Origin of the sequence: Frigidibacter sp. RF13, assembly GCF_026626305.1 — a bacterium.
Lineage (GTDB): Bacteria > Pseudomonadota > Alphaproteobacteria > Rhodobacterales > Rhodobacteraceae > TMP-24.
Genome location: NZ_JAPNUE010000002.1, coordinates 194,206 through 214,806, shown reverse-complemented (window position 1 = coordinate 214,806; position 20,601 = coordinate 194,206). Strand labels below are relative to the sequence as shown.

The 20,601-nt window shown below is 61.4% G+C and carries 21 protein-coding genes, 1 tRNA gene and 1 pseudogene; 11 read left to right on the top strand and 12 right to left on the bottom strand.

Annotation, left to right across the window (positions count from 1 at the left end):
• Positions 1 to 11: 11 nt before the first annotated feature.
• From OU426_RS06700 to OU426_RS06690, 3 genes are read right to left on the bottom strand one after another with little or no spacing between them, the layout of a single operon-like run.
• Positions 12 to 1,148, bottom strand: a complete 1,137-nt coding sequence (locus tag OU426_RS06700; RefSeq protein ID WP_267633157.1) for a CaiB/BaiF CoA transferase family protein — start codon at positions 1,146 to 1,148, stop codon at positions 12 to 14.
• Complete coding sequence (locus OU426_RS06695; protein ID WP_267633156.1) at positions 1,145 to 1,819, bottom strand: DsbA family protein; 675 nt, start codon at positions 1,817 to 1,819, stop codon at positions 1,145 to 1,147. The genes OU426_RS06700 and OU426_RS06695 overlap by 4 nt, the downstream gene beginning before the upstream one ends.
• 6 nt (positions 1,820 to 1,825) lie before the next feature.
• The gene (locus OU426_RS06690) at positions 1,826 to 2,374 is read right to left on the bottom strand and encodes a DUF721 domain-containing protein (RefSeq protein ID WP_267633155.1); all 549 of its coding nucleotides are present in this window, start codon (positions 2,372 to 2,374) and stop codon (positions 1,826 to 1,828) included.
• A gap of 56 nt (positions 2,375 to 2,430) precedes the next feature.
• Between OU426_RS06690 and mutY the strand changes: the two genes are divergently transcribed.
• The 3 genes from mutY to OU426_RS06675 all read left to right on the top strand — a co-directional run bounded on the left by mutY (position 2,431) and on the right by OU426_RS06675 (position 4,995).
• Positions 2,431 to 3,522 carry an A/G-specific adenine glycosylase gene (mutY, locus tag OU426_RS06685; protein ID WP_267633154.1) on the top strand — a complete coding sequence of 364 codons (1,092 nt, stop codon included), beginning with the start codon at positions 2,431 to 2,433 and terminating at the stop codon, positions 3,520 to 3,522.
• Between the two features lie 25 nt (positions 3,523 to 3,547).
• On the top strand, positions 3,548 to 4,690 hold the full coding sequence (locus OU426_RS06680; protein ID WP_267633153.1) for an alkane 1-monooxygenase: 1,143 nt from the start codon (positions 3,548 to 3,550) through the stop codon (positions 4,688 to 4,690).
• 95 nt (positions 4,691 to 4,785) lie between these two features.
• Positions 4,786 to 4,995, top strand: coding sequence for a hypothetical protein (locus tag OU426_RS06675; protein WP_267633152.1), 210 nt, complete (start codon positions 4,786 to 4,788; stop codon positions 4,993 to 4,995).
• A gap of 106 nt (positions 4,996 to 5,101) precedes the next feature.
• On the opposite strand, the gene OU426_RS06670 is transcribed toward OU426_RS06675, so the two are convergent.
• The 3 genes from OU426_RS06670 to OU426_RS06660 form a co-directional block, all read right to left on the bottom strand.
• The gene (locus OU426_RS06670; protein WP_267633151.1) at positions 5,102 to 6,226 is read right to left on the bottom strand and encodes a site-specific DNA-methyltransferase; all 1,125 of its coding nucleotides are present in this window, start codon (positions 6,224 to 6,226) and stop codon (positions 5,102 to 5,104) included.
• A gap of 80 nt (positions 6,227 to 6,306) precedes the next feature.
• Positions 6,307 to 6,942, bottom strand: a complete 636-nt coding sequence (gene rnhB, locus OU426_RS06665; protein ID WP_267633150.1) for a ribonuclease HII — start codon at positions 6,940 to 6,942, stop codon at positions 6,307 to 6,309.
• A gap of 169 nt (positions 6,943 to 7,111) precedes the next feature.
• A complete protein-coding gene (locus tag OU426_RS06660) occupies positions 7,112 to 7,567 on the bottom strand; it encodes a hypothetical protein (protein WP_267633149.1) in 456 nt (151 codons plus the stop codon).
• 215 nt (positions 7,568 to 7,782) lie between these two features.
• On the opposite strand from OU426_RS06660, the gene OU426_RS06655 reads away from it, so the two are divergent.
• From OU426_RS06655 to OU426_RS06635, 5 genes are all read left to right on the top strand, one after another.
• The gene (locus OU426_RS06655; protein WP_267633148.1) at positions 7,783 to 8,028 is read left to right on the top strand and encodes a hypothetical protein; all 246 of its coding nucleotides are present in this window, start codon (positions 7,783 to 7,785) and stop codon (positions 8,026 to 8,028) included.
• A 33-nt stretch (positions 8,029 to 8,061) separates the two neighbouring features.
• On the top strand, positions 8,062 to 8,766 hold the full coding sequence (locus OU426_RS06650) for a winged helix-turn-helix domain-containing protein (RefSeq protein ID WP_267633147.1): 705 nt from the start codon (positions 8,062 to 8,064) through the stop codon (positions 8,764 to 8,766).
• 57 nt (positions 8,767 to 8,823) lie between these two features.
• Complete coding sequence (locus tag OU426_RS06645) at positions 8,824 to 9,183, top strand: DsrE family protein (RefSeq protein ID WP_267633146.1); 360 nt, start codon at positions 8,824 to 8,826, stop codon at positions 9,181 to 9,183.
• A gap of 81 nt (positions 9,184 to 9,264) precedes the next feature.
• Positions 9,265 to 10,359 carry a carboxynorspermidine decarboxylase gene (locus OU426_RS06640; RefSeq protein WP_267633145.1) on the top strand — a complete coding sequence of 365 codons (1,095 nt, stop codon included), beginning with the start codon at positions 9,265 to 9,267 and terminating at the stop codon, positions 10,357 to 10,359.
• A 52-nt stretch (positions 10,360 to 10,411) separates the two neighbouring features.
• Complete coding sequence (locus OU426_RS06635) at positions 10,412 to 11,653, top strand: saccharopine dehydrogenase family protein (RefSeq protein ID WP_267633144.1); 1,242 nt, start codon at positions 10,412 to 10,414, stop codon at positions 11,651 to 11,653.
• Between the two features lie 63 nt (positions 11,654 to 11,716).
• On the opposite strand, the gene OU426_RS06630 is transcribed toward OU426_RS06635, so the two are convergent.
• The 3 genes from OU426_RS06630 to OU426_RS06620 all read right to left on the bottom strand — a co-directional run bounded on the left by OU426_RS06630 (position 11,717) and on the right by OU426_RS06620 (position 13,143).
• On the bottom strand, positions 11,717 to 12,469 hold the full coding sequence (locus OU426_RS06630) for a heparan-alpha-glucosaminide N-acetyltransferase (RefSeq protein ID WP_267633143.1): 753 nt from the start codon (positions 12,467 to 12,469) through the stop codon (positions 11,717 to 11,719).
• Entirely contained in the window at positions 12,459 to 13,046 is a 588-nt protein-coding gene (locus OU426_RS06625) for a VOC family protein (RefSeq protein WP_267633142.1), read from the bottom strand. The genes OU426_RS06630 and OU426_RS06625 overlap by 11 nt, the downstream gene beginning before the upstream one ends.
• 21 nt (positions 13,047 to 13,067) lie before the next feature.
• Positions 13,068 to 13,143 (bottom strand) — tRNA-Arg (locus OU426_RS06620).
• A gap of 211 nt (positions 13,144 to 13,354) precedes the next feature.
• On the opposite strand from OU426_RS06620, the pseudogene OU426_RS18150 reads away from it, so the two are divergent.
• Positions 13,355 to 13,510: pseudogene (locus tag OU426_RS18150) on the top strand (transposase); the annotation flags it as partial.
• 411 nt (positions 13,511 to 13,921) lie between these two features.
• Positions 13,922 to 14,935: a ShlB/FhaC/HecB family hemolysin secretion/activation protein gene (locus OU426_RS06610; protein ID WP_267633141.1), complete on the top strand. Its 1,014-nt coding sequence runs from the start codon at positions 13,922 to 13,924 to the stop codon at positions 14,933 to 14,935.
• Positions 14,936 to 15,273: 338 nt separating this feature from the next.
• Here OU426_RS06610 and OU426_RS06605 read toward each other — a convergent pair whose 3' ends face one another.
• Positions 15,274 to 16,842: a winged helix-turn-helix domain-containing protein gene (locus OU426_RS06605; RefSeq protein ID WP_267633140.1), complete on the bottom strand. Its 1,569-nt coding sequence runs from the start codon at positions 16,840 to 16,842 to the stop codon at positions 15,274 to 15,276.
• Between the two features lie 334 nt (positions 16,843 to 17,176).
• Between OU426_RS06605 and OU426_RS06600 the strand changes: the two genes are divergently transcribed.
• The gene (locus OU426_RS06600) at positions 17,177 to 18,679 is read left to right on the top strand and encodes a response regulator (protein WP_267633139.1); all 1,503 of its coding nucleotides are present in this window, start codon (positions 17,177 to 17,179) and stop codon (positions 18,677 to 18,679) included.
• Positions 18,680 to 18,707: 28 nt separating this feature from the next.
• On the opposite strand, the gene OU426_RS06595 is transcribed toward OU426_RS06600, so the two are convergent.
• Together OU426_RS06595 and OU426_RS06590 are read right to left on the bottom strand one after the other, a co-directional pair.
• Positions 18,708 to 20,312, bottom strand: a complete 1,605-nt coding sequence (locus tag OU426_RS06595; RefSeq protein WP_267633138.1) for a response regulator — start codon at positions 20,310 to 20,312, stop codon at positions 18,708 to 18,710.
• Positions 20,233 to 20,592, bottom strand: coding sequence for an Hpt domain-containing protein (locus tag OU426_RS06590; RefSeq protein ID WP_267633137.1), 360 nt, complete (start codon positions 20,590 to 20,592; stop codon positions 20,233 to 20,235). The genes OU426_RS06595 and OU426_RS06590 overlap by 80 nt, the downstream gene beginning before the upstream one ends.
• Between the last annotated feature and the right edge of the window lie 9 nt (positions 20,593 to 20,601).

Here is a 20,601-nt window from a genome sequence, read left to right as displayed (position 1 = left end):
AGGAATTTGCCTCAGCCGCGCCGACGTGCCCTTACCTCGGCATCATGCTCGCCGAGCCTCGGCGAGGGACGGTCAAGCGCCAGGTCTGCGGCGGAAAAGGTGAAGGGCGAGCGGACGGTGGGGATGCCGTCTATCTCTCGCTTCATGCCGCGCGCGACGATCTGGGGATCGGCGAAGACATCGGAGAGGTCATTGATCTGGCCCGCCGGAACGCCCTCGCGCTCGCAGGCGGACAGGAGGTCGGCCTTGGTGAGGCTCTTCGTGGCACCGTTCAGAAGTGCGGTCAGCTCCACACGATTGGCGATGCGGTCGGCGTTGGTGCGGTATCTGGGGTCGCCCGCCACGCCCTCCAGCCCGAGGATCGCGCACAGCCTGCCGAATTGCCCGTCATTGCCGGGCGCGAGGATCAGCCAGCCGTCGGCGCAATCGAAAACCGCATAAGGCACAATATTGGGGTGCGCATTGCCCAGCCTGACTGGCGCCCTGCCGGTCGCCAGATAATTCATCGCCTGATTGGCCATGATCGCCGTCGTCACGTCGAGAAGCGCCATGTCGACCTGCTGGCCCTCGCCCGTCCGGTCGCGCTGATGCAGCGCCGCAAGAATGCCAGTCGCGGCATAGACGCCGGTGAAGATGTCGGAGACCGCCACACCCACCTTCTGCGGCTGGCCATCCGGATCGCCGGTCACCGACATCAGTCCGCCCATGCCCTGAATGATGTAATCATAGCCCGCGCGATGGGCATAAGGCCCGGTCTGGCCGAACCCGGTGATCGAGCAATAGACGAGGCGCGGGTTGACCGCTTTCAGGCTGTCGTAATCCAACCCGTATTTCTTCAGCCCGCCGACCTTGAAATTCTCGATCAGCACATCGGCATCGCGCACCAGATCACGAACGAAGGCCTGGCCTTCCTCGGTGCGGAAATCGGCGATGACCGAGCGTTTGCCACGGTTGCAGGCGTGGAAATAGGCGGCCGACCGGTCGCCGTCGCGTTCGATGAAGGGCGGGCCCCAGCGGCGGGTATCGTCACCTTCGGGCGCCTCGACCTTGATTACGTCGGCGCCGAGATCGGCGAGGATCTGGCCCGCCCAGGGGCCGGCCAGAATCCGCGCCAGTTCGACGACCTTCACACCCTGAAGTGGCGTCACTTGGCGAGCGCCGCGTCGAGAAGGGCGGCGAAGTCGGCATAAGACATCTCGCCCGAATGCAATTCGCCGTTGATCAGGAAGGTGGGTGTGCCCTTCACATTGTCGTTCGTCGCATTGGTCTGATAGGCCGTGACCATGGCCTTGGCCTGCTCATTGTCGTTCAGGCAGGCGTTGACCTGATCGGCGGTCATGCCGGCTTTGAGGCCGATCTTCCTGAGTTCGTCGGCGATGCCCTGATCGGCGCCAGAGGCAAGCCAGTCGCGCTGACCGTCATAGAGCATGTCGGAGATGCCGAAATATTTCTCGGGTCCACCGCAGCGCGCGACCATCGCAGCCCAAAGGCCGTATTTGTCGAAATAGACCTCGCGGTAGACGAACTTCACCTTGCCGGTGTCGATGTAGTTCTTCTTGAACTCGTCATAGACCGTGTCGTGGAAATTCGCGCAATGCGGACAGGTGAAAGAAGCATATTCCACCACCGTCACCGGCGCATTCTGATCGCCGAGGATCATGTCGGGCACCAGCGAGACGGCGGAACTGGTGGTGGCGCTTTCCTGCGCCGAAGCAGGCGGGATGAGCGTGGTCAGCTCGGCCGTGGTGGAGCCTGCGTACCACCAGGCGCCGCCAACGGCGGCAAGCGCGGTAACCGCCGGAACGAGAAGCTTTTTCATCATCGGTCAGCCTTTCCTTGATCGGGGCCGAGATAAGACTTTTTCCCCCAATGCTTCAAGCGCCGCGCGCAGGGTTTCGTCGCTAACCTCACGCGAAAGTGCTTCGGCGGCGGCATGGATCGCCGGATCGGGGGCAGGATCGGCGGGTTTCGGCCGGAACGGGGTCTGGCCCTCGGCGAAACCCGCCGCCGCCGTCTGGGTCAGCGTGATGCGGGCAATGGCATTATAGCCATAACAGCCGTTAACCTTTTCCTGAATGCGCGGAAGCTGCATCTGCACCACGGGCGCGGCGGCGCCGGACACGAGAAGGGTGAGCGTGCCGCCCATCCCCTCGCGGCCATAGCCGATGCGGACCGGCTGGGCGATGGCGGCGACCTCCTCGCCCACGATCTCGGCCCATTGGGTCAGAAGCCGCGACAGGGCAAAGCCGCGCGTCTCGCCCGCCTTGCGGATCCGGTCGCGCAGAAGCCCCGCCGCCGGTTCAAAACCGCGCAGACGGCGGTCGCGGCGCGGCGTCGGATCGTCCTTGTCTGGGGGTTGCGAAGCGGCGCTCATTCGGATCACGTCTGAAAGGGTCGGCGTCATCATAGGGGCGCGAGGGAGTTTTGGGTATGGCGAATGAGCGGGTCGATACGGCGGCGGTGGGCGAGGCGCTTCTCGGCTGGTACGACCGGTCGGCGCGGACCATGCCCTGGCGCACCGGCCCGGAGGCGCGGGCGCGGGGCGAGCGGCCCGATCCCTACCGGGTCTGGCTGTCGGAAGTGATGCTGCAACAGACGACGGTCGCCGCTGTCAACGGCTACTTCAACCGCTTCACTGCCCTCTGGCCGAGCGTCGCGAACCTTGCCGCCGCGCGGGACGAAGAGGTGATGGCCGAATGGGCGGGGCTTGGCTATTACGCCCGCGCCCGCAACCTTCTGAAATGCGCCCGGGCGGTGGTGGACCGGCACGAAGGGCAGTTTCCCGCTGAATTAGAGACGCTTTTGGCCCTGCCGGGCATCGGCCCCTATACTGCCGCCGCCGTCGCCGCCATCGCCTTCGACCGGCCTGCCACCGTGGTGGACGGCAATGTCGAGAGGGTGGTCGCGCGGCTTTTCGCAATCGAGACCCCGCTGCCGAAGGCGAAGCCGGAGCTCCAGGCGCTCGCCGCCCGGCTGACGCCTGACAAGCGCCCCGGCGATCACGCGCAGGCGATGATGGACCTTGGTGCCACGATCTGCACGCCGCGCAGCCCGGCCTGCGTCCTCTGCCCCGTCACCGAGCGGTGCCTTGGTCGCCGTGCTGGCATCGCCGCCGACCTGCCGCGCCGTCTGCCGAAGCCGGAAAAGCCCGAACGACGTGGCTTTGCCTATGTCGTTTGCCGGGCCGATGGCGCGGTGCTGCTGGAACGGCGGGCGGAAAAGGGGCTTCTGGGCGGCATGCTCGGCTGGCCGACAAGCGAGTGGTCGGCCGATCCCGTGCCCGCGCCGCCGGTTGCCGCCGACTGGCAGACCCAAGGCATGGTGCGCCACACCTTCACCCATTTCCATCTGACGCTCACCGTCCTGACGGCGACCGTGCCGCAGGGGGCCAACCCCGACCGGGGCTTCTTCCTGCCCTCGTCCGAGTTCGACCCGGTGGCGCTGCCGACCGTGATGCTGAAGGTTCATGACGCGGCGTCCCCTGCTTCTGCGCCGATTGAGCGCAAGGGGCGGCGGCGCTAGACTGCGCTCAGTCCGGGGAGGGTCCATGTCCGACGCGAAAGACATTTCCCATCCGCTTGCCGCGCTGCCCTTCTGGCTGTCGCTCGGGCTTTTGCCCTGCGTCTGGCTTGCAGCCACCCGGGGCGGCTGGGCGCTTCTGGCGCTGCCGGTCTATGGCTGGGTTCTGCTGCCCTTGTTCGACGTCGCACTCGGGATTAACGAGGAAAATCCCGATACGGAGACGCCCGAGAAAAAGCTCTTCTGGTATCGGCTCATCACGCTCATATGGTTCCCGATCCAGGCGATGGTGATCTACGGCGCGCTCTGGTGGGCCACACAGACCGATGCCTTGGAGCTATGGGAGAAGTTCGGCCTGTTCTTCGGCGTGGGCATCGTCACCGGCGCGGTGGGGATCGTCTATGCTCATGAGCTGATGCATCAGAAGAATGCGCCTGAGCGCTGGCTGGGCGATCTGCTGCTGGCGACTGTGCTTTACAGCTATTACCGGACCGAGCATCTTCTGGTCCATCACCGCTATGTGGGCACGCCGCGCGATGCGGTGTCTGCCCGCTATAACGAGAATTTCCACCGGTTCTTCCTGCGCGTCCTGCGCGAAGGGCCGGGGTCGGCGTGGCGGGCGGAAAAGCAGATGCTGGCGCGGGCGGGGCGCGGGCCGTTCCACCGGACAAACCCGTTCTGGCGTTACGGGGCGCTGATGGCACTGGCGCTGATCGCGGCCTTCGCGGTCGGCGGCTGGCTGGGGCTGATGCTCTTCATCATCCAGGCCTATGTGGCGATCTGGCAGCTGGAACTGGTGGATTACATCGAACATTACGGGCTTTCCCGCAAATATCTGGGCGAGGGCAAGTACGAACATATCAAGCCCCACCACAGCTGGAACGCCGCGCACAAGGCGACGAACTGGTTCCTGATCAACCTGCAGCGCCATTCGGACCATCACTACAAGCCCGACCGCCGCTTCCCGCTTCTGCAGACCTATGGGACCGATGAGGCGCCGCAATTGCCCTATGGCTATCCGGCGATGACGACGCTCGCGCTGATCCCGCCCCTCTGGCGGCGGGTCATGAACCCGAAGGTCCGCGCCTGGCGGCGGCAGTTCTACCCCGAAATCACCGATTGGGCGGATTACAACAAGGGCCGCCTGCCTTCGCCGAAAGGCGCGAGCTGAGGCGCGACAGGTAGGGTTTACCGCCGTTGTGCCTTGGCGAAGGCGGCGTAGAATGGCTCCGGTCTGGTCCTTGGAACCGGAAGGGGGAGAGAACCATGAAGGGATCGCGGAAATTCGCCTGCCTCATCCTGGCTTTGCTGGTGGGCGCCGGTCAGGCAATGGCCGAGCAAAGCTGCAGCGCCTGGATGGATCAGGGCGACGGCACCTCCTGGACGACCTGCGTCGATGAGAACGGCACCCAGCGCTGCTACCGGGTCAACAATACGCCCGGCAGCACGGTCTTCGAGGTAAGCTGCTCGCAATGACGGGCGCCTGACAGGAAAGACCCCGCCGTATCGCTACGGCGGGGCAAGGTATGTGCCGTGGTTCAGGCCACAGGCACCGGCGGTAACTTTGAATTCAGAGTGATATTCAGTGCGGGCGGCCGGTCTGGTCGGCCTCCATCTCGGCGCGGATCTGCTGGCGCAGAAGGTCGATCGGCACCATCTTTCCGTCGCGCTTGAAATGCCAGTAGGTCCAGCCGTTGCAGGACGGCGCCCCTTCCAGATGTGCGCCGACCTGATGGATCGAGCCCTTCACGTCATTGCCGACAAGCGTGCCATCGGCGCGGACCTTGACCTTGAAGCGGTTGCCGATCGAGAAAAGCTCCTCGCCCGGCCGGAGCATGCCGCGTTCCACCACCTGGCCGAAGGGCACGCGCGGTTCGGCGCGTTTCGATCCGGTGATTTCCAGCGCTTCCTTGTCGAACTTGCGGATCTTCGCGATGCGCTTTTCGGCGGCCTCGCGATAGGCGGCCTCGCGTTCGATGCCGATGAACTCGCGCCCCAGCATCTTGGCGACCGCGCCCGTGGTGCCGGTGCCAAAGAACGGATCGAGCACGACATCGCCGGGGTTGGTGGTACCAAGGATGACGCGGTGCAGAAGCGCTTCGGGCTTTTGCGTCGGATGGGCCTTGTCGCCTGCCTCGTCCTTGATCCGTTCATTGCCGGTGCAGAGCGGGATCACCCAGTCCGACCGCATCTGCACGCCTTCGTTCAGGGCCTTCAGCGCCTCGTAATTGAAGGTGTATTTGCCCGCCTCGGACTTCGAGGCCCAGATCAGGGTTTCGTGGGCATTGGTGAAGCGCTTGCCACGGAAATTGGGCATCGGGTTCGATTTGCGCCAGACAACGTCGTTCAGGATCCAGAAGCCCTGGTTTTGCAGCTCCGCGCCAAGGCGGAAGACATTGTGGTAGGAACCGATCACCCAGATCGCACCGTTGGGTTTCAGAATGCGCCGGGCGGCGGCCAGCCAGTCCTTAGTGAACTGGTCATAGGCCTTGAAACTGTCGAACTGGTCCCAGTGGTCATCGACGGCGTCGACCTTGGAATTGTCGGGCCGGTGCAGATCGCCCCTGAGCTGCAGATTATAGGGCGGATCGGCGAATATGAGGTCGACCGAGCCTTCCGGAAGGCTGCGCATCACCTCGATGCAATCGCCCGCAATGATCTGGTTCAGCGGCAGGCTTGCCGCCTTTTTCTGTGTCGTCACTGTCATCTCTGCCTCGTTCCGGTCTGACGCCGGGTGTTGGGTCCAAGATGAGTCAGGAGTGATTCGCCGTCAATTTCTTTTTTGAATCAAGCACTTATGATTTCTGCTTGATACAAGATATTGTGGACGGGCTTGAACGAACGCCTATGGTGTGGGGTCACACCAAGATTTCGAAGCGCTGCCAGATGGTCCTTGGTGGGGTAGCCGGCGTTCTTTGCCCAGCCGTAGCCCGGGTGCTGTTGCGCCAAATCCACCATAATCCGGTCGCGCGTCACCTTGGCCACGATCGAGGCCGCCGCGATCGACATCGACCGCGCATCCCCCTTCACCACCGCCTCTGCCGACAGCACCAAGCCGCGCGGCAGGAGGTTGCCGTCGATCAGGCAATGGCCGGGCACGCGCGGCAGCGCCTCTATCGCGCGGACCATCGCCAGATGGCTGGCGCGCAGGATGTTCATCTCGTCGATCTCCGCGACCGAGGCGAGACCGACGCCGACCTCGGCCTGCGCCCGGATCGCTGCATAGAGGGTTTCGCGCCGCTTTTCGCTCAGCTTCTTGGAATCGTTCAGCCCCGCCGGCAGGCGTGCGGGATCAAGCACCACCGCCGCCGCGACCACGGGGCCGCACAGCGGCCCGCGCCCGGCCTCGTCAACGCCGGCGACGAGAGTGAAGCCGCGCGTCATCGCGGCCCCTTCGAAGGAAAGATCGGGAAGCTCTGCCATGCCCTCCCTTCGCCGGTCGGCCGGATGAAGGCAAGAAGAAAGGCGGGTGAGGCAACACCCGCCTTTCTAGACCCCGAATGACAGGGGATGCTCCGGGGTCTCTGCTCGATATTGCCCCTGTTTGAATTTCACTCAGAAAATGCCCGAAGGCGTACTCGATAAGGAATTGTCAGTAACGGGCCTGTTCAATGCGATAGCCATAGTCGCGCAGGCACTGCGGCCCATAGACCGTGCGGGTGCCGACGCTGGTGCGGATGTCAAAGCCGCATTCGGCGGGAACCTTGCGGGCCAGCCCGAATTCCTTGAGGCAGCGGGCCGAGACCACTTCGCGCAGGCGACCGCCGACGGTGACGTCCATCACGCATTCAGACGGGATGTAGCGCGCCTTCTTGTGATTGCGGTCGTCGCCCTGGTAAGTCCAGTCGTCCCCGACATAGGGATAGGGATTGCGCGTCACCCGGTCGGTCTTGTTCTTGTTCTTGTTGACCTGGTTGATGAGAAGGCCGACGGCGGCGGCACCGAGAAGAAGCTTCAGCACGTCCTTGTCCTCGGCCCGTGCCGGGGCGGCCATGCCGGAAAGCGCGAGAGCGGCGGCGGCGGCAAGGCTGATCATCTGGCGTTTCATCGGCTTGTCCTTTCGTTTCGTGGCGCGGCGCGGGCTGGCGTCGCATGGGCCAGGCGCCCTTGGTCGGCGCCGTTGCCAGAAACGTGGCGGCGGGGCCGGGTGAGGGCAATAACGCCGCCCGGCTATCGGATAACCGCCGCCGCAGACAGGGCCGGTTGGCTTTGCTATTGCATAGCAAGGGGCGAAGAGGCAGGTTTCCGCCCATGAAAGCCCCGATGCAAACCCTTCGTGTCCTTCTTCTCGCGCTTCCGCTGATCGCGCTGACCGGCGGCGCGGCGCTTGCCGACTGCACGGTGAAATACAAGGCCAAGCAGGATAATCCGCTGAAACTTCAGGCCGGCCAGACGACCCTGCCCGAAGCCGCCTGCGGATCGAAGGAAGCTGCCGCGGCGGCACTTGCGCCGATCCTGGCACAGCAGGGCTGGACGCTTCTGGCCATTACCGCCATTCTCCCCGGTTAAGGGCGACGCTGCCTGCGGCTCGGGGAAGACGGCGTGAACGAATCCGTGACGATTGCGAAGGATGTGCTGCGCTCGGGCAATCGGGTGCTGGTGTGGGGTATTGCGGCCATTGTCGCGATCCTCTTGGTCGCCGCGATCCTCCTTTTTGCCTCGCTCCCAGATGCCAATGCCTTCAACACGCGCGTTGAACAGATCTTCATCCAGAACGACGCGCTGACGACCGGCGACCAGATCAAGCTTCTGGAAATTCTCGCCCAGTCCGGCACTGCCTTTTCCGAAGTGCTGACCAGCTACCGGATGATCATCTTCGTGCTTCTGGTCTTTTCGACCGCGATGCTGATCGCCGCGCTGGTGTTCCTGGTGATGATCCTCGCGCTGAACCGGCGGATGGAGACGATCCAGAAGCAGGGCATCCAGGTCGCCTCGCTTCTGATCAGCCGGGGCGAGAATGCCGTGGTGCTGAACGATATGGAATTCAAGCTGACCGAGGCGGCGATCGAGACCTTGTCGGTTCTCGCCGAGGCGCGGCTCGATGACGATATCCTGACCGGCGCCCAGATCGAATCGGTGATCTCGGGCAAGCGCGAGGCCGATTGCGACGAGGCGGCGGGCGCGATGCGGATCAAGCGGCTGAGGGATGCTCTGGGCAACCAGATGGTTTCGGAACTTCTGGTCAAGAACATCGCGCGGCGGGGCTATACGCTTGCCGTCAACAAGGACGCGATCCGTATGATCTAGGGCGGATTGCCACAAAACAGAACAGTAAGCGATCGCTCGTAGGAAAGGGAGGCTGCGATGAAATTCCTGATCCACATCACGACCGGCTATGAGAACCCTTCCAAGGCGGCGCTCGGCTTTCTGATTGCCAAGACCGCGGCGGAGGAAGGGCACGAGGTGACTCTCTTCCTGGCCGCTGACGCCTCGGTACTGGTACGGTCGGCCGTTGCCGAAAACCTTGTCGGAATCGGGACAGGTGCACTTAAATCGCATCTCGAGGCGCTCAGCGCCAAAGGTGTTCCGATTTTCGTGTCCGGGCTCTCTGCAAAGTCACGCGGCATGACCGCACCCGACGAAGCGCTGGTGCCAGTACAATTCGCGCTACCTCCCGAACTCGTGCGACTGACCGCAGAGGCAGATCGGGTTCTTTGTTACTGACACCCGACGCCGCCGGTTCTTGCGTCTGATCCCCCGTGGCCCTATAGGGGCGCTTCCGTTTGCCAGACCGGGGGGTGGCCCATGATTCAGACGCCCTTTTACCTGATCGACAAAGCGAAACTTCTTCGCAACATGGAAGTCATCGACCAACTGCGCGCAGGTTCGGGCGCGAAGGCGCTTCTGGCGCTGAAATGTTTCGCGACCTGGTCGGTCTTCGACCTGATGCGCGCGCACATGGATGGCACGACTTCTTCGTCGTTGTTCGAACTCAGGCTGGGACGCGAGAAGTTCGGCAAGGAGACCCACGCCTATTCCGTCGCCTGGGCGGATCAAGAGATCGCGGAGGCAGTGGGATATGCCGACAAGATCATCTTCAACTCGATCGGCCAGCTCGAACGGTTCGACAATCATTCCGCGGGCATCGCGCGCGGCCTCAGGCTCAACCCGCGCTTCTCGACCTCCGGCTTTGACCTGGCCGACCCGGCGCGGCCATTTTCGCGTCTCGGCGAATGGGATGCGGACAAGATCGCCCGCGTGATCGACCGGATTTCCGGCTTCATGATCCATTACAATTGCGAAAACGCCGATTTCGACCTGTTCGACCGGCAGCTGACGCGGATCGAGGATGAATTCGGCGCGCTCCTGAAGCGTGTCCAATGGGTCAGCCTGGGCGGCGGCATCCATTTCACTGGCGACGGCTATCCGGTCGATGCGCTTGCAGCACGGCTGAAGCGCTTCAGCGAAACCTTCGGCGTGCAGGTCTATCTGGAGCCGGGCGAAGCGGCGATCACCAATTCGACCTCGCTTGAGGTGACGGTCCTCGACCTTCTGAACAACGGCAAGGACCTCGCCGTGGTCGACTCGTCGATCGAGGCGCATATGCTTGACCTTCTGATCTACCGCCAGCCCGCGCGCCTGCCGCAGTCGGGCGATCACGCCTATCAGGTCTGCGGCAAATCCTGCCTGGCCGGGGACATCTTCGGCGAGGCGCGGTTCGAGCGGCCGCTGAACGTGGGTGATCGGATCTCGGTCGCCGATGCGGCCGGTTACACGATGGTCAAGAAGAACTGGTTCAACGGCGTGGGCATGCCGTCGATCGCCATACGCGAACTGGACGGGTCCGAGCGCCTCGTCCGGCAATTCGGCTACGAGGATTACGCCTCCAGCCTGTCATGAGAGGGAAACCCTCTCCCCTTCCCCTGTGCCTCGAGAATAAGGAGCAGCCGAAGTGAAACGGAATGTATTGATCATTGGCGCCGGTGGCGTCGCGCAGGTCGTGGCGCACAAATGCGCGCAGCATAATGACGTGCTGGGTGATCTGCATATTGCCAGCCGCACGAAGGCCAAGTGCGATGCGATCATCGCGTCGGTCCATGAGAAGGGCGCGATGAAGGTTGCAGGGAGATTCGAGGCCCATGCCGTCGATGCGATGGACAGCACGGCGGTGGCGGCCCTGATCCGCCAGACGGGCGCAGAGATCGTGATCAACGTAGGCTCGCCCTTCGTCAACATGACGGTCCTGCAGGCCTGCATCGACAGCGGCGCGGCCTATATGGACACGGCGATCCACGAGGATCCGGCGAAGATCTGCGAAACGCCGCCGTGGTACGGCAACTACGAATGGAAACGGCGCGCAGCCTGCGAACAGGCGGGCGTCACCGCCATCCTCGGCGTCGGCTTCGACCCCGGGGTGGTCAATGCCTATGCCCGGCTGGCGGCAGACGACTATCTGGATACGGTCGAAAGCATCGACATCGTCGACATCAATGCAGGCTCGCACGGCCGCTGGTTCTCGACCAACTTTGACCCCGAGATCAATTTCCGCGAATTCACCGGAACTGTCTATTCCTGGCAAAAGGGCCGGTGGCAGGAGAACAAGATGTTCGAGGTCGGTCAGGAATGGGACCTGCCGGTCGTCGGCAAGCAGAAGGCCTATATGACCGGCCATGACGAGGTCCATTCGCTTGCCGCCCGCTACCCGGACGCCGACGTGCGCTTCTGGATGGGGTTCGGCGATCATTACATCAATGTCTTCACCGTCCTGAAGAACCTCGGCCTCCTCTCCGAAAAGCCGGTGAAAACCGCCGAGGGGCTCGAGGTAATCCCGCTCAAGGTGGTGAAAGCCGTGCTGCCCGACCCCGCCTCGCTCGCCCCCGATTATACCGGCAAGACCTGCATCGGCGATGTGGTGAAGGGCATGAAGGACGGCAGACCTGCCGAAGTCTTCATCTATAATGTTGCCGACCACAAGGAAGCCTATCAGGAAGTGGGCGCCCAGGGCATCTCCTACACCGCAGGCGTCCCCCCGGTCGCCGCCGCGATCCTGATCGCCAACGGCACCTGGGACGTGAAGAAGATGGCCAATGTCGAAGACCTCGACCCCAGACCCTTCATCACGCTATTGAACCGCATGGGTCTGCCCACCCGGATCAAGGATGCACAGGGCGACAGGCCAGTGGATTTCGCCTGATCCTTTTCACGCTGGTCCAAATATCCCGGAGGGGTGCGGGGAAGCAGAGCCTCCCCGTCTTTTTCAGACCAGCCCCAGCCGCACCGCGAGCCAGACCGAACCGAACAGCACCGGCTGGTGGATCAGATAGACCAGCAGGCTGTGCCTGCCGGGCAGGGTCAGCCAGTAAAGCGCGCCTTCGGGCGGCGCGACCGACCGCAGGCGGGACCAGTGGCCGTGACGGCTTGTGAGCTTGGCCACAGCGAGTCCGGCAAGAACCGGGGCAAGCCAGGGGAAGGTCGGCACATAATCGACGGCATGGACCGGCAGGGTCGTCAGTCCCGTCCACAGAAGCCAGGGCATGTCGAAGGCGCCGGTCTGCAGGAACCGGGGCGCCAGAAAAGCGGCGACCGCCGCGGCGAGAGTCACCGCGACCGGCAGGCGCAGGAACAGAAGGCCGATGAGGCTCGACACGGCAATCGAATGCAGGATGCCGAAGAAGACGAAGCTTCCCGCACCGAAGAGCTTCCATGTGCCGAAACTCACCAGTACCGCCCCGGCCGCGACCTGGGCGAGGCGTTTGAGGAAGGCCGCCCAGCGGATGCCCGACCCATGCGCGAGCCAGAGGCCGATGCCCACGAGAAAGAGAAAGGTTCCGGCAACGGCGCGCGCATAGATGGCCCAAAAGCCGGTCACCATCACCTCGGGCCCGATCCTGCCGAAGGCCGCAAGATCATAGCCGAAATGATAGATCGCCATGGCGACAAGCGCCGCGCCGCGGGCGAGATCGAGCGCGATGATACGTCCCCGCGCGACCGGCGAAGCCTCAGTCGCCATAAGGATCCTGCGGCCCCCGGTCGTCCGACAGCGAACCCTGCCGCCGGGCGATCAGCACCTCGATCGCGTCGGCGAGGTGGATTTCTGCTATCGCATGATCGCCCCGGTCAACCCGGATCAGATGCGCCTGATGCAGCACGTCGGCATGGGAATGGCCGAAGGGCGGCTCGAACCGGTAGGCGGCAAGCTCGACCAGAAGCCCCATCGGATCGCGGAAATAGATCGAATCCATGAAACCGCGATCCTTGACCCCGGAATGGGAAATCCCGCGCTCATCAAGGCGTGCCACCGCCTGCGAGAACGTGGCCTTCGATACGGCGAAGGCGATATGGTGCAGCCCGCCCACATGCGGCTTGCGCGGCGTCGGGTCCGCCACCCGGTCTTCATTGGTGAAGACGGTGATCAGCCGCCCGTCGCCCGGATCGAAGTACAGATGCCCCTCGCCCGGATTATCGAGGTTCGGCTGATCGAAGACGAAGGGCATGCCCAGCACGCCCTCCCAGAAATCGATCGATGTCTGGCGGTCGGCACCGAGCAGCGTGATATGGTGAACCGCCTGGACCTGGATCTTGCGCATCTCCGCCCCCTACCGCCGGACTGGCGGCCCCGACAGGATTCGAACCTGTGACCTACCGCTTAGGAGGCGGTCGCTCTATCCCCTGAGCTACGGGGCCTCAAGGACTTAGCGGACCTAGTCACTTGTTAGTCACTCAATCTAGGACCGCTTGGAACCTCAAACTTTGTCTTGGATAGGCTTTGATCTTCCCGAATGCAAGCGAGCGGTGTCCGATGGCAGAACCTGGAGGCCAGATCGCGAACACCTGACCTGCCACGGGATTTTTCCTCTACCGATGATTGGAGTCGGGCCCAAGCTGAGGACGGACAATGAAGCGAACGAGATTGACGGACGAGCAGATCATCGGGATCCTGGCCGAGCAAAAGGCCGGGGCGAAGTGCGCGGACCTTTGCCGAAAGCACGGTATGTCGGAAGGCACGTTCCATGCCTGGAAGGCGAAATATTCCGGGATGACGGTGTCCGAGCCCAATGCCCGTTGGTCGCCCGACTTCGTGCATGACCAGTTCGCCTGCGGGCGGCGCTTCCGGGTGCTGAACGCGGTCGATGAAGTCACGCGCGGGTGCGCGCGAGCCAACGTCGCGACGAGGAATTTCTGACAAAATCAGCCCTATAGTTCAGTGTTGAAGATTCTTCGTTTCTCGCTAACCATCTGATCAGACGACGCAGACCGAGAAATCGGCGCCTGCTGGGGGGAAGCAGAAATTATCAGGCAATGCACAATCGCGCTCGCGCTTGTTTTCTTAAGTGCCGCGTCATCTGGTGCGCAGTCCTTCTTCACCAATCTGGGCACGGACCCGTCGACCGGTGTCGACCGAGGATCCGCATCGATCGTTCGCCCTGTTGATCAGCGCACCGTCTATCTTACGTTCTCATCCATGGGTGCAGCCGAGATCGGCCCTTACATCACTTCGGCAACCCTTGCCTGGCCGGATCTGTTGCGAAATGACGATCAACTTGATCTGGTCCTGGCGCTCGGCGGCCTTTCTGAGACGGGCGGGTTGGAACTCGTCGCTGCCGGCGTGGGGTATCGACAAGAGATAGCCGGCACGGGAACCACGCTTTATTTCAACGCCGACCACGGAGACTATGCTCTTGGTTCGGTCAGCAGCATGGCGCTTGACATCAAAGGCTCAGTCTCGAATGCCGCCTTGGGCGCAAGAAAGGTTTGGGCTCACCCCGACCACTCGCGTCTGACCGCTTCCATCGAACTGGCATTGCGAGAAGATCGCAGCCAACTTCTCGGGGTCAGCTTTACGGATGAACGGCTGCGCCTGTTACGTGCAGCTCTCAGATATGAGCGCGGGCTGCCGTTTTCGGTCCAACAACGCTACGGCCTGTCCGTCACCAAAGGCTTCGATGGGCTTGGTGCCTCGCCTGACGCCAGCCCAACAGGCTCCGCGCCGGGCGTTTCTGTTGATTTTCTGAAGGCGGCATTCAGCGCAGAATTCTCCACCCCGCTTTCGCCACGCTTTCTTGTCAATGCAGGGGTCGTTGGGCAGTGGACGAACGACAGTTTGCCGGTTTCGCAGCGGTGCGGCTATGGGACCAATTCCTATGCGCGCGGTTTCGACCAAAGCTACGTGAACGGCGACAGATGTTTCGGCGGCCGGGTCGAGTTGGCCTACAACTTCGTGCTGCCATCGCCCCAGGCGACTTCGCTTGACCTCAGACAGGGGTTCTTCGGAATTGACGGGGGTGTGACCGAAGATCTTGCGAACCGCTTTGTGCCCGCAAACAGCGACAAGTGGTCCAGCTTGTCGGCCGGGATACGTGTCGCCAAAGGAGATTTCATAGGCGAGGCGGTGTTAACCAAGATCCTCGACAAGCCAGTCGGGGCATTTGAACAGGACGACACAAGGTTCTGGTTCCAGATGGCCCTGAGGTTCTGAATGCGCAATTCGGTTTGGTTTCCGGCTTGATCCGATTGCCCGGCTTACTGCAATTGGCTGGGTCCGGCGTCGCTCAAGTCGCGTTGTCGTATTGGATCGGCGCACCTCAGCGGGATGCGATCCCGGAAAAATGGTTGGCCTATACGGTTCGAATTGCGCCGCAAGGGCCGCCTCGATTCCGATACCGGGGCATTGTCGCGGGGTAGTTCTTCTTACTACAACGATCAACCGGCCACAGGGTAGGTTGGGAGACTGGCCGCCCCCCGAAGGTTCGACCAGTGCCGATCATGCAGCGCGCTTGTTGCGGAATTATTTGAATTCTCACAAAATACTGACTGTCAGTGCAGTTTCGGCAGGTGCATCGCAACCTCCTCGGGCACGATCGCTGGCCCAAAGCGCCTGACAAAAAGGTTAACCGGTGTCAGTAGCGAATTTTCCCGATGGCGCGGATCCTGGTAGAGGCGCGCGGACAAATATGCCACCTGTTTCAGCATGGCCGTCGCGTGATCTCGCTTCACCATCAGCGCTATGCCCTTCGCGCGGAGTGATGGCTTCACATGATCGGTGAAGAAGGGTTCGAAATACAGCATCGCGGCGGGGTGTCGGCGATAGAAGCGTTTCAGAAGGGCGGCGCGCTTATCGTATTGGCCGGTGGCTGTATAGGCTTGAACGAGCATGTAAAGGGCGTGGTAGTACTGCATCGAGCCATCGTCGCTCAATTCCAGCGCCTGTGACAGATGAGCCTCCGCCTCTTCCATCTCGCCGATGAAGCCAAGCATCTGTCCGAGAACAGCCAAAGTTGACGTTATCGACCGGTCGGCCCGATAGGCATTGAACGCCAGTTCCAGAGCAAGGTCGCGATAATTCTGGTTCACGAAGTAAAGCAATTTGGCTGCCATGATCGCGTGCGCGGGGCGACTTTGAGCATAGTCCAATGTCTCGAGGACAAGGTTTTCAATTTCCGCTTCATCGGCCGCGCAGTTTGCGGTGCCGTCTTTGAAAAGCTTTATTCCGTGCTTGACGTACTTGGCATGGATATGCGTGGCCCACATGATCTTGATCGCAGGATCGTCAGGGTGGGCCACTCTGAGTGGCCGCAACCGGCGGTCGGCCTCGTCCCATGACCATTCTGCGGCTTTGGGCTGCACCGAGTCGTAGATTGCGACTGCAAGGGGCTTTGCGGTCGCTCCGTTCTCCGCGGCGTCCCACCAATGGGAGGAAATCGCCCGTTGCGCGATCAGACGTGACTGCGTCTGCATGTCCGCCAAGCGACCCGCGCCGAGATCCAAGGCAAATTTGGTGACGTCCAGTATCCGATCGTCCTTGCCGCTGCGCGTCATGACGATACTTTCGACGCCGGCAGGGTTCTTGAAAAAGCTGACCTGGATCGAGATCGCCGGCCCCGTCCCACGTTGCGCCTTCGAAAAGTCTGGCGCCAATGCCGTTTTTTGTTCCGGGCCGAGAATTTTCCGAAGCTCGGTCTGCAGCAGCTTTCCAAACTCTGTCGCGTAACCGCTCATCTCGTCCAGGCATTGCAGCCCCATGAATGGCCCGACGACCACGAATGTATCGGAATAATCCGCGACAACGCTTTTTGGCGAGTAGAGCCATACGTAGCCCTCGCCGTACTGTGTGCGAATGAAGCGCGGTTCGCTCGCGCTGTCGCCGAGTTTGTTTCTGATCCGACTGATCAAAAAGTCTATGTTCCGATCGTTCTTTTCCGATCCTGGTTCACTGACCGCATCAAGGATCTGGGCGCGCGTCAGCACACGGCCAGCGGATTCGTTGAACAGCTGAATTGCGCGCCGTTCCAGCCGCGTGAACTTTACAACATAGCCATCGTCGAATTGCGCCGCCGAGTAATCCCGTTCGAAGCGCAATCCGCCTGTTGGCGCATAATTGGTCATCGTTCCCCGTGGGCGCTGACATTCCCCTACGGCAATGTAATCTCTGGAGTGCCAAAGTCTAGAAGCCATTGGCGAATGACTGAGCGGACGATTTTCAGCTCCGAATGATCTGACCGGCAGCATTCACACCAAGGTCGCGGGACAGGGTCAGTGGCAGCGCAACCATGAAGGGCAGCAGCAGCTAAACCAGCCCAAACAGCAATATCTGAACGCTCATTTTCGTTGGCATGTCAGACCAACGTGAATAGGATAGGGAGATAATCAAGTGCTTATGGGGGCGAGATAATTTGGAAAACGGGTTGTGCACAGTGTGCCCTGTGATTTTTGGGGTGGCATGACTGTAGGCAACCGCATCCTTGTCGTCGATGACGATGCCTTGGCGCGGCGCAAGCTTGTTCTGGCGGTCAAGGCACTTGAACTTGCGGTCGAGGATTTGGACGGTGGCGAAACGGCGTTGGAAAGGTTGCAGCAGCCTGGAATAGATCTTGTTCTGCTGGACATCGAAATGCCGGGAACAAATGGCTACGACGTTCTTGATGCATTGCGGTCTTACCCCGAAGATCGCCGCCCGCCGGTCATTGTTGTTTCAAGCCTGGATGACCCCGAAGAGATCGCCCGTGCGATTGAACTCGGCGCAGTCGACTTCCTGCCGAAGTCATTTAATGCGGTTATCCTAAGGGCCAGGATTAATGCGAGCCTGCGCGAAGCGCAGCGTCAGGAGCAAGACAGACGGACATTGCAGCAAATCCGGCGACTGACGGAAGCCGCCGAAGCGCTTGACGGAGACGAGCGGAACCCGAGGGATCTGGCCATCGACGATCTGGCCAGACAGGAGGGGGCGCTTGGCACTCTGTCTCGGGTTCTGCTGAACAAGTCGATCATGGTGTACAATCGCCGCTTGAGCCAAGCGCATCAGATCCGCACCTTGAACGGTATCTTGCTGCTGCTTTTCATCGGGGCCGCTTTCGGGCTGAAGCCGGCCATCGCCAAACTGAGCCTGGCCGAGGTTCAAAACCCGCTTTCAGTTGCCTGCTACACAATGGGTCTTTCCGCGGTCATCACGACCCTGTACGCCATCGCCTCCAAAGCCAGGCCGCCTAAGGTTTCCTGGCGCTCGGCGGGGTTCTTCGCGGTCCTTGCCTTCCTGACGTTCCTTCCGCAAGTGCTGCTTTTCTGGGTGGCCGAGACTGTTCCTGGCGTGCTGATTGCCATCCTGGTGTCACTTGAGTCGTTCCTGGTTTTCTTTATCGCGGCTGCTATCGGGCTTGAGAACCTAAGCCTCAGGCGATTTGTCGGCCTGCTTTTCGGAGTTTCGGGCGTGGGCGTCCTTTTGCTGCCGTTCTTTGATGTCGACAACAGCTCGGTCCATATCCTCTGGCTGTTCGTCACGATGCTGATCCCCGCCTGTTTTGCGAGCGAAACCATCATGATGTCGCTGTCAAAGGCGATTGACGCCGACCTCATAGCGGTGGTCGCATTGATATTCGGTCTGTCTGCCGTGGTCCTTTTCGCGGCCACCGCGCTGAGAAGCGGATTCGTCCCGTTAAGCATTGTGCCGGGCAAATTCGAATTGTCGGTGATCGTTTTTTCTCTGGCCGATTCAGTTGCAATGATCGCGCTGGCAAAGCTGATCGACTATGCGGGACCGGTGTTCAGCGGCCAGAAGGCCTACACGGTTTCAATTGGCGGGGTTCTTTGGAGCATGCTGCTTTTGAACGAAGTTGTTTCTCCGACGAGTTTCGCCGCACTCTTGCTGATATTGGTTGGTCTTTATTTCGTTGCGAGAAAGGCCGCCGTTGAGCGGCTTATTTCGAGCCCGGCCCAAGCCTCGGCGTAATTGAACTGCCGTCAGGTTTGATCCCCGGTCACCGGAAGGTTCGCTGTATGACCAGTTCTTCGTTCTTGGTCTTAGGCTCGACCAGATACATGCCAATGATAATCACGCCGAAGGCCACCCAGGCGAAGGCCGAGAGTTCCTCGTTCAGCAGCAACATGCCCCAAACGACCCCCGCGATCGTCATTGCATAGGCGCTTTGACTGTAAAAAACGGCCCCTGCGGTTGCGATCAGATGGAAGGCGAGCAGGAGCGAGGACGAGCCGACGACGCCCATGAAGACCACGAGAAGTTCAAGACGTCCGATCTGGGGGCCAAGCGGCATCAGGTCGCCGTTCCAGTAGGCAAAGGGTAACAGCAGCGCGGCGGAAATGCCCATCATCAAGCCGACCGACGCGAAGATGTCGATATGTTCGGGTCTCTTTCCCGCCAGCACCAGAGATTCAATAGCGAACAGAAGCGGGAGCAGCATGGCGAAAACAAGCCAAATCCCCTCTCCGCCCGACGACAGATCGGATTTGGTCAGCAGCACCATGCCAACGCCGACCAGACCAACCAACAGACCTATCAGGCGGCGGGGAGAGGCACTTTCCATCTGTGTGACGGCCGCAAAGCCGAAGGTCATGAAACCTTGCAGCGTGACGATCAGCGACAGCATCGATGCTTCAACATGCTCTGTCGCGACAAAGGTTGTCATGCGCTGTAGGATCCCGGCGAGGAACGCCCAGGACAGGAAGAAAAAGAATTCGCGAAGGCCAAGGCGAGGCAGCTTTCCACGATAGGCGGCAATGGAAAAGCAGAAGATCGCGGCAATCGTGTTCACCCAAATTGCCAGACCGAGAGGGTTGGAGCCAAGCCCTGAGGCCATGCGAGAAAGTGCGGGCGTAAGCCCCCACACGACCCCAACGGCGAGGACAAGAAACGAGCCTTGCAAGGTGTGTATGGCCTTCTTGAGCTTTCGTTCGCGCTCGTAGATCTCGGCCGCCATGCCGCGAAACATGCTTGCCAGATGGCCGATCGGATCGTCATGTGCCGCAAGGTCGTCCAGCCCCAGGCTTTCAGGCTTGAACCGGCCGCTTTCCAGAACGCTTGCGGCCGCAGTCAGGCGCTTGATGCGCCCGAAATATTCCAGTTCCTGGTCGCGGAAACGCTTCCTTGTGAGCCCCGCCTCCAGACGCGCCCGCAGGATGGTCGGGTTGAAGGTCTTTGGAAGGAAATCTTCTGCACCAAGTTCAATCGCGCGGACAAAGCTCTCGGTTTCATCGTCCAAGGCGGAGATGACGATAACGGGGATATGGCGCAGTGTTTCGTCTTTCCTGAGCGCGCCAAGCACATCGAAGCCATCGACCTCCGGCATCATGATGTCCAGCAGCAGCGCATCATAGGGTTCTGCGCGCAGCATGCCGAGGGCAATGGCGCCGTTCTCGGCCACATCGGCCGCATAGCCCAGATTCTGCGCAGCCATGCGAATTTTCTTGCGGCTCAGCGCATTGTCATCGACGACGAGAATTCTTGCACCCGCGACAGTCCCCGCGGCGACTTGCGACACCGATTGATCATTCATTCCCGGCAACCAGTTTCTTGAGAGATGCTTTGGCAGCTGCGAACGCGTCCGTGATTGCGGCCACCTGTCCAACGGCATCCGACACCGCCCCAGACTTGCAGGCTTGTTCAAGGCGTTGGCACAGGTTGGCAAGATCAACAGCGCCAAAGTCCCGGCCGTTCGACTTGAGGCTGTGTGAAGCAATTCGAAGAGTGTCCAAGTTACCGCTCGCAGCGGCTCTTTCCATTTTAAGAAGGTTGTCTGGCGCAACGACGAAGAACTCATTGAGGAGTTCGAGAAGGTCGTCCTGGTCTCCACCAATCACGCCGAGGAGGCGCGCGATGGCTGACTCGTCAATGTTTGCATCCCTCATCCCGCTCTC

Bases quoted from the DNA above. Each gene is read 5' to 3' on its own strand.
- mutY (WP_267633154.1), top strand. From the start codon at position 2,431: ATGGCGAATGAGCGGGTCGATACGGCGGCGGTGGGCGAGGCGCTTCTC.
- OU426_RS06590 (WP_267633137.1), bottom strand. From the start codon at position 20,592: ATGAGGGATGCAAACATTGACGAGTCAGCCATCGCGCGCCTCCTCGGC.
- OU426_RS06600 (WP_267633139.1), top strand. From the start codon at position 17,177: ATGACTGTAGGCAACCGCATCCTTGTCGTCGATGACGATGCCTTGGCG.
- OU426_RS06630 (WP_267633143.1), bottom strand. From the start codon at position 12,469: ATGGCGACTGAGGCTTCGCCGGTCGCGCGGGGACGTATCATCGCGCTC.
- OU426_RS06675 (WP_267633152.1), top strand. From the start codon at position 4,786: ATGAAGGGATCGCGGAAATTCGCCTGCCTCATCCTGGCTTTGCTGGTG.
- rnhB (WP_267633150.1), bottom strand. From the start codon at position 6,942: ATGGCAGAGCTTCCCGATCTTTCCTTCGAAGGGGCCGCGATGACGCGC.
- OU426_RS06640 (WP_267633145.1), top strand. From the start codon at position 9,265: ATGATTCAGACGCCCTTTTACCTGATCGACAAAGCGAAACTTCTTCGC.
- OU426_RS06610 (WP_267633141.1), top strand. From the start codon at position 13,922: ATGGGTGCAGCCGAGATCGGCCCTTACATCACTTCGGCAACCCTTGCC.
- OU426_RS06680 (WP_267633153.1), top strand. From the start codon at position 3,548: ATGTCCGACGCGAAAGACATTTCCCATCCGCTTGCCGCGCTGCCCTTC.
- OU426_RS06645 (WP_267633146.1), top strand. From the start codon at position 8,824: ATGAAATTCCTGATCCACATCACGACCGGCTATGAGAACCCTTCCAAG.
- OU426_RS06625 (WP_267633142.1), bottom strand. From the start codon at position 13,046: ATGCGCAAGATCCAGGTCCAGGCGGTTCACCATATCACGCTGCTCGGT.
- OU426_RS06695 (WP_267633156.1), bottom strand. From the start codon at position 1,819: ATGAAAAAGCTTCTCGTTCCGGCGGTTACCGCGCTTGCCGCCGTTGGC.
- OU426_RS06605 (WP_267633140.1), bottom strand. From the start codon at position 16,842: ATGACCAATTATGCGCCAACAGGCGGATTGCGCTTCGAACGGGATTAC.
- OU426_RS06670 (WP_267633151.1), bottom strand. From the start codon at position 6,226: ATGACAGTGACGACACAGAAAAAGGCGGCAAGCCTGCCGCTGAACCAG.
- OU426_RS06655 (WP_267633148.1), top strand. From the start codon at position 7,783: ATGCAAACCCTTCGTGTCCTTCTTCTCGCGCTTCCGCTGATCGCGCTG.
- OU426_RS06660 (WP_267633149.1), bottom strand. From the start codon at position 7,567: ATGAAACGCCAGATGATCAGCCTTGCCGCCGCCGCCGCTCTCGCGCTT.
- OU426_RS06690 (WP_267633155.1), bottom strand. From the start codon at position 2,374: ATGAGCGCCGCTTCGCAACCCCCAGACAAGGACGATCCGACGCCGCGC.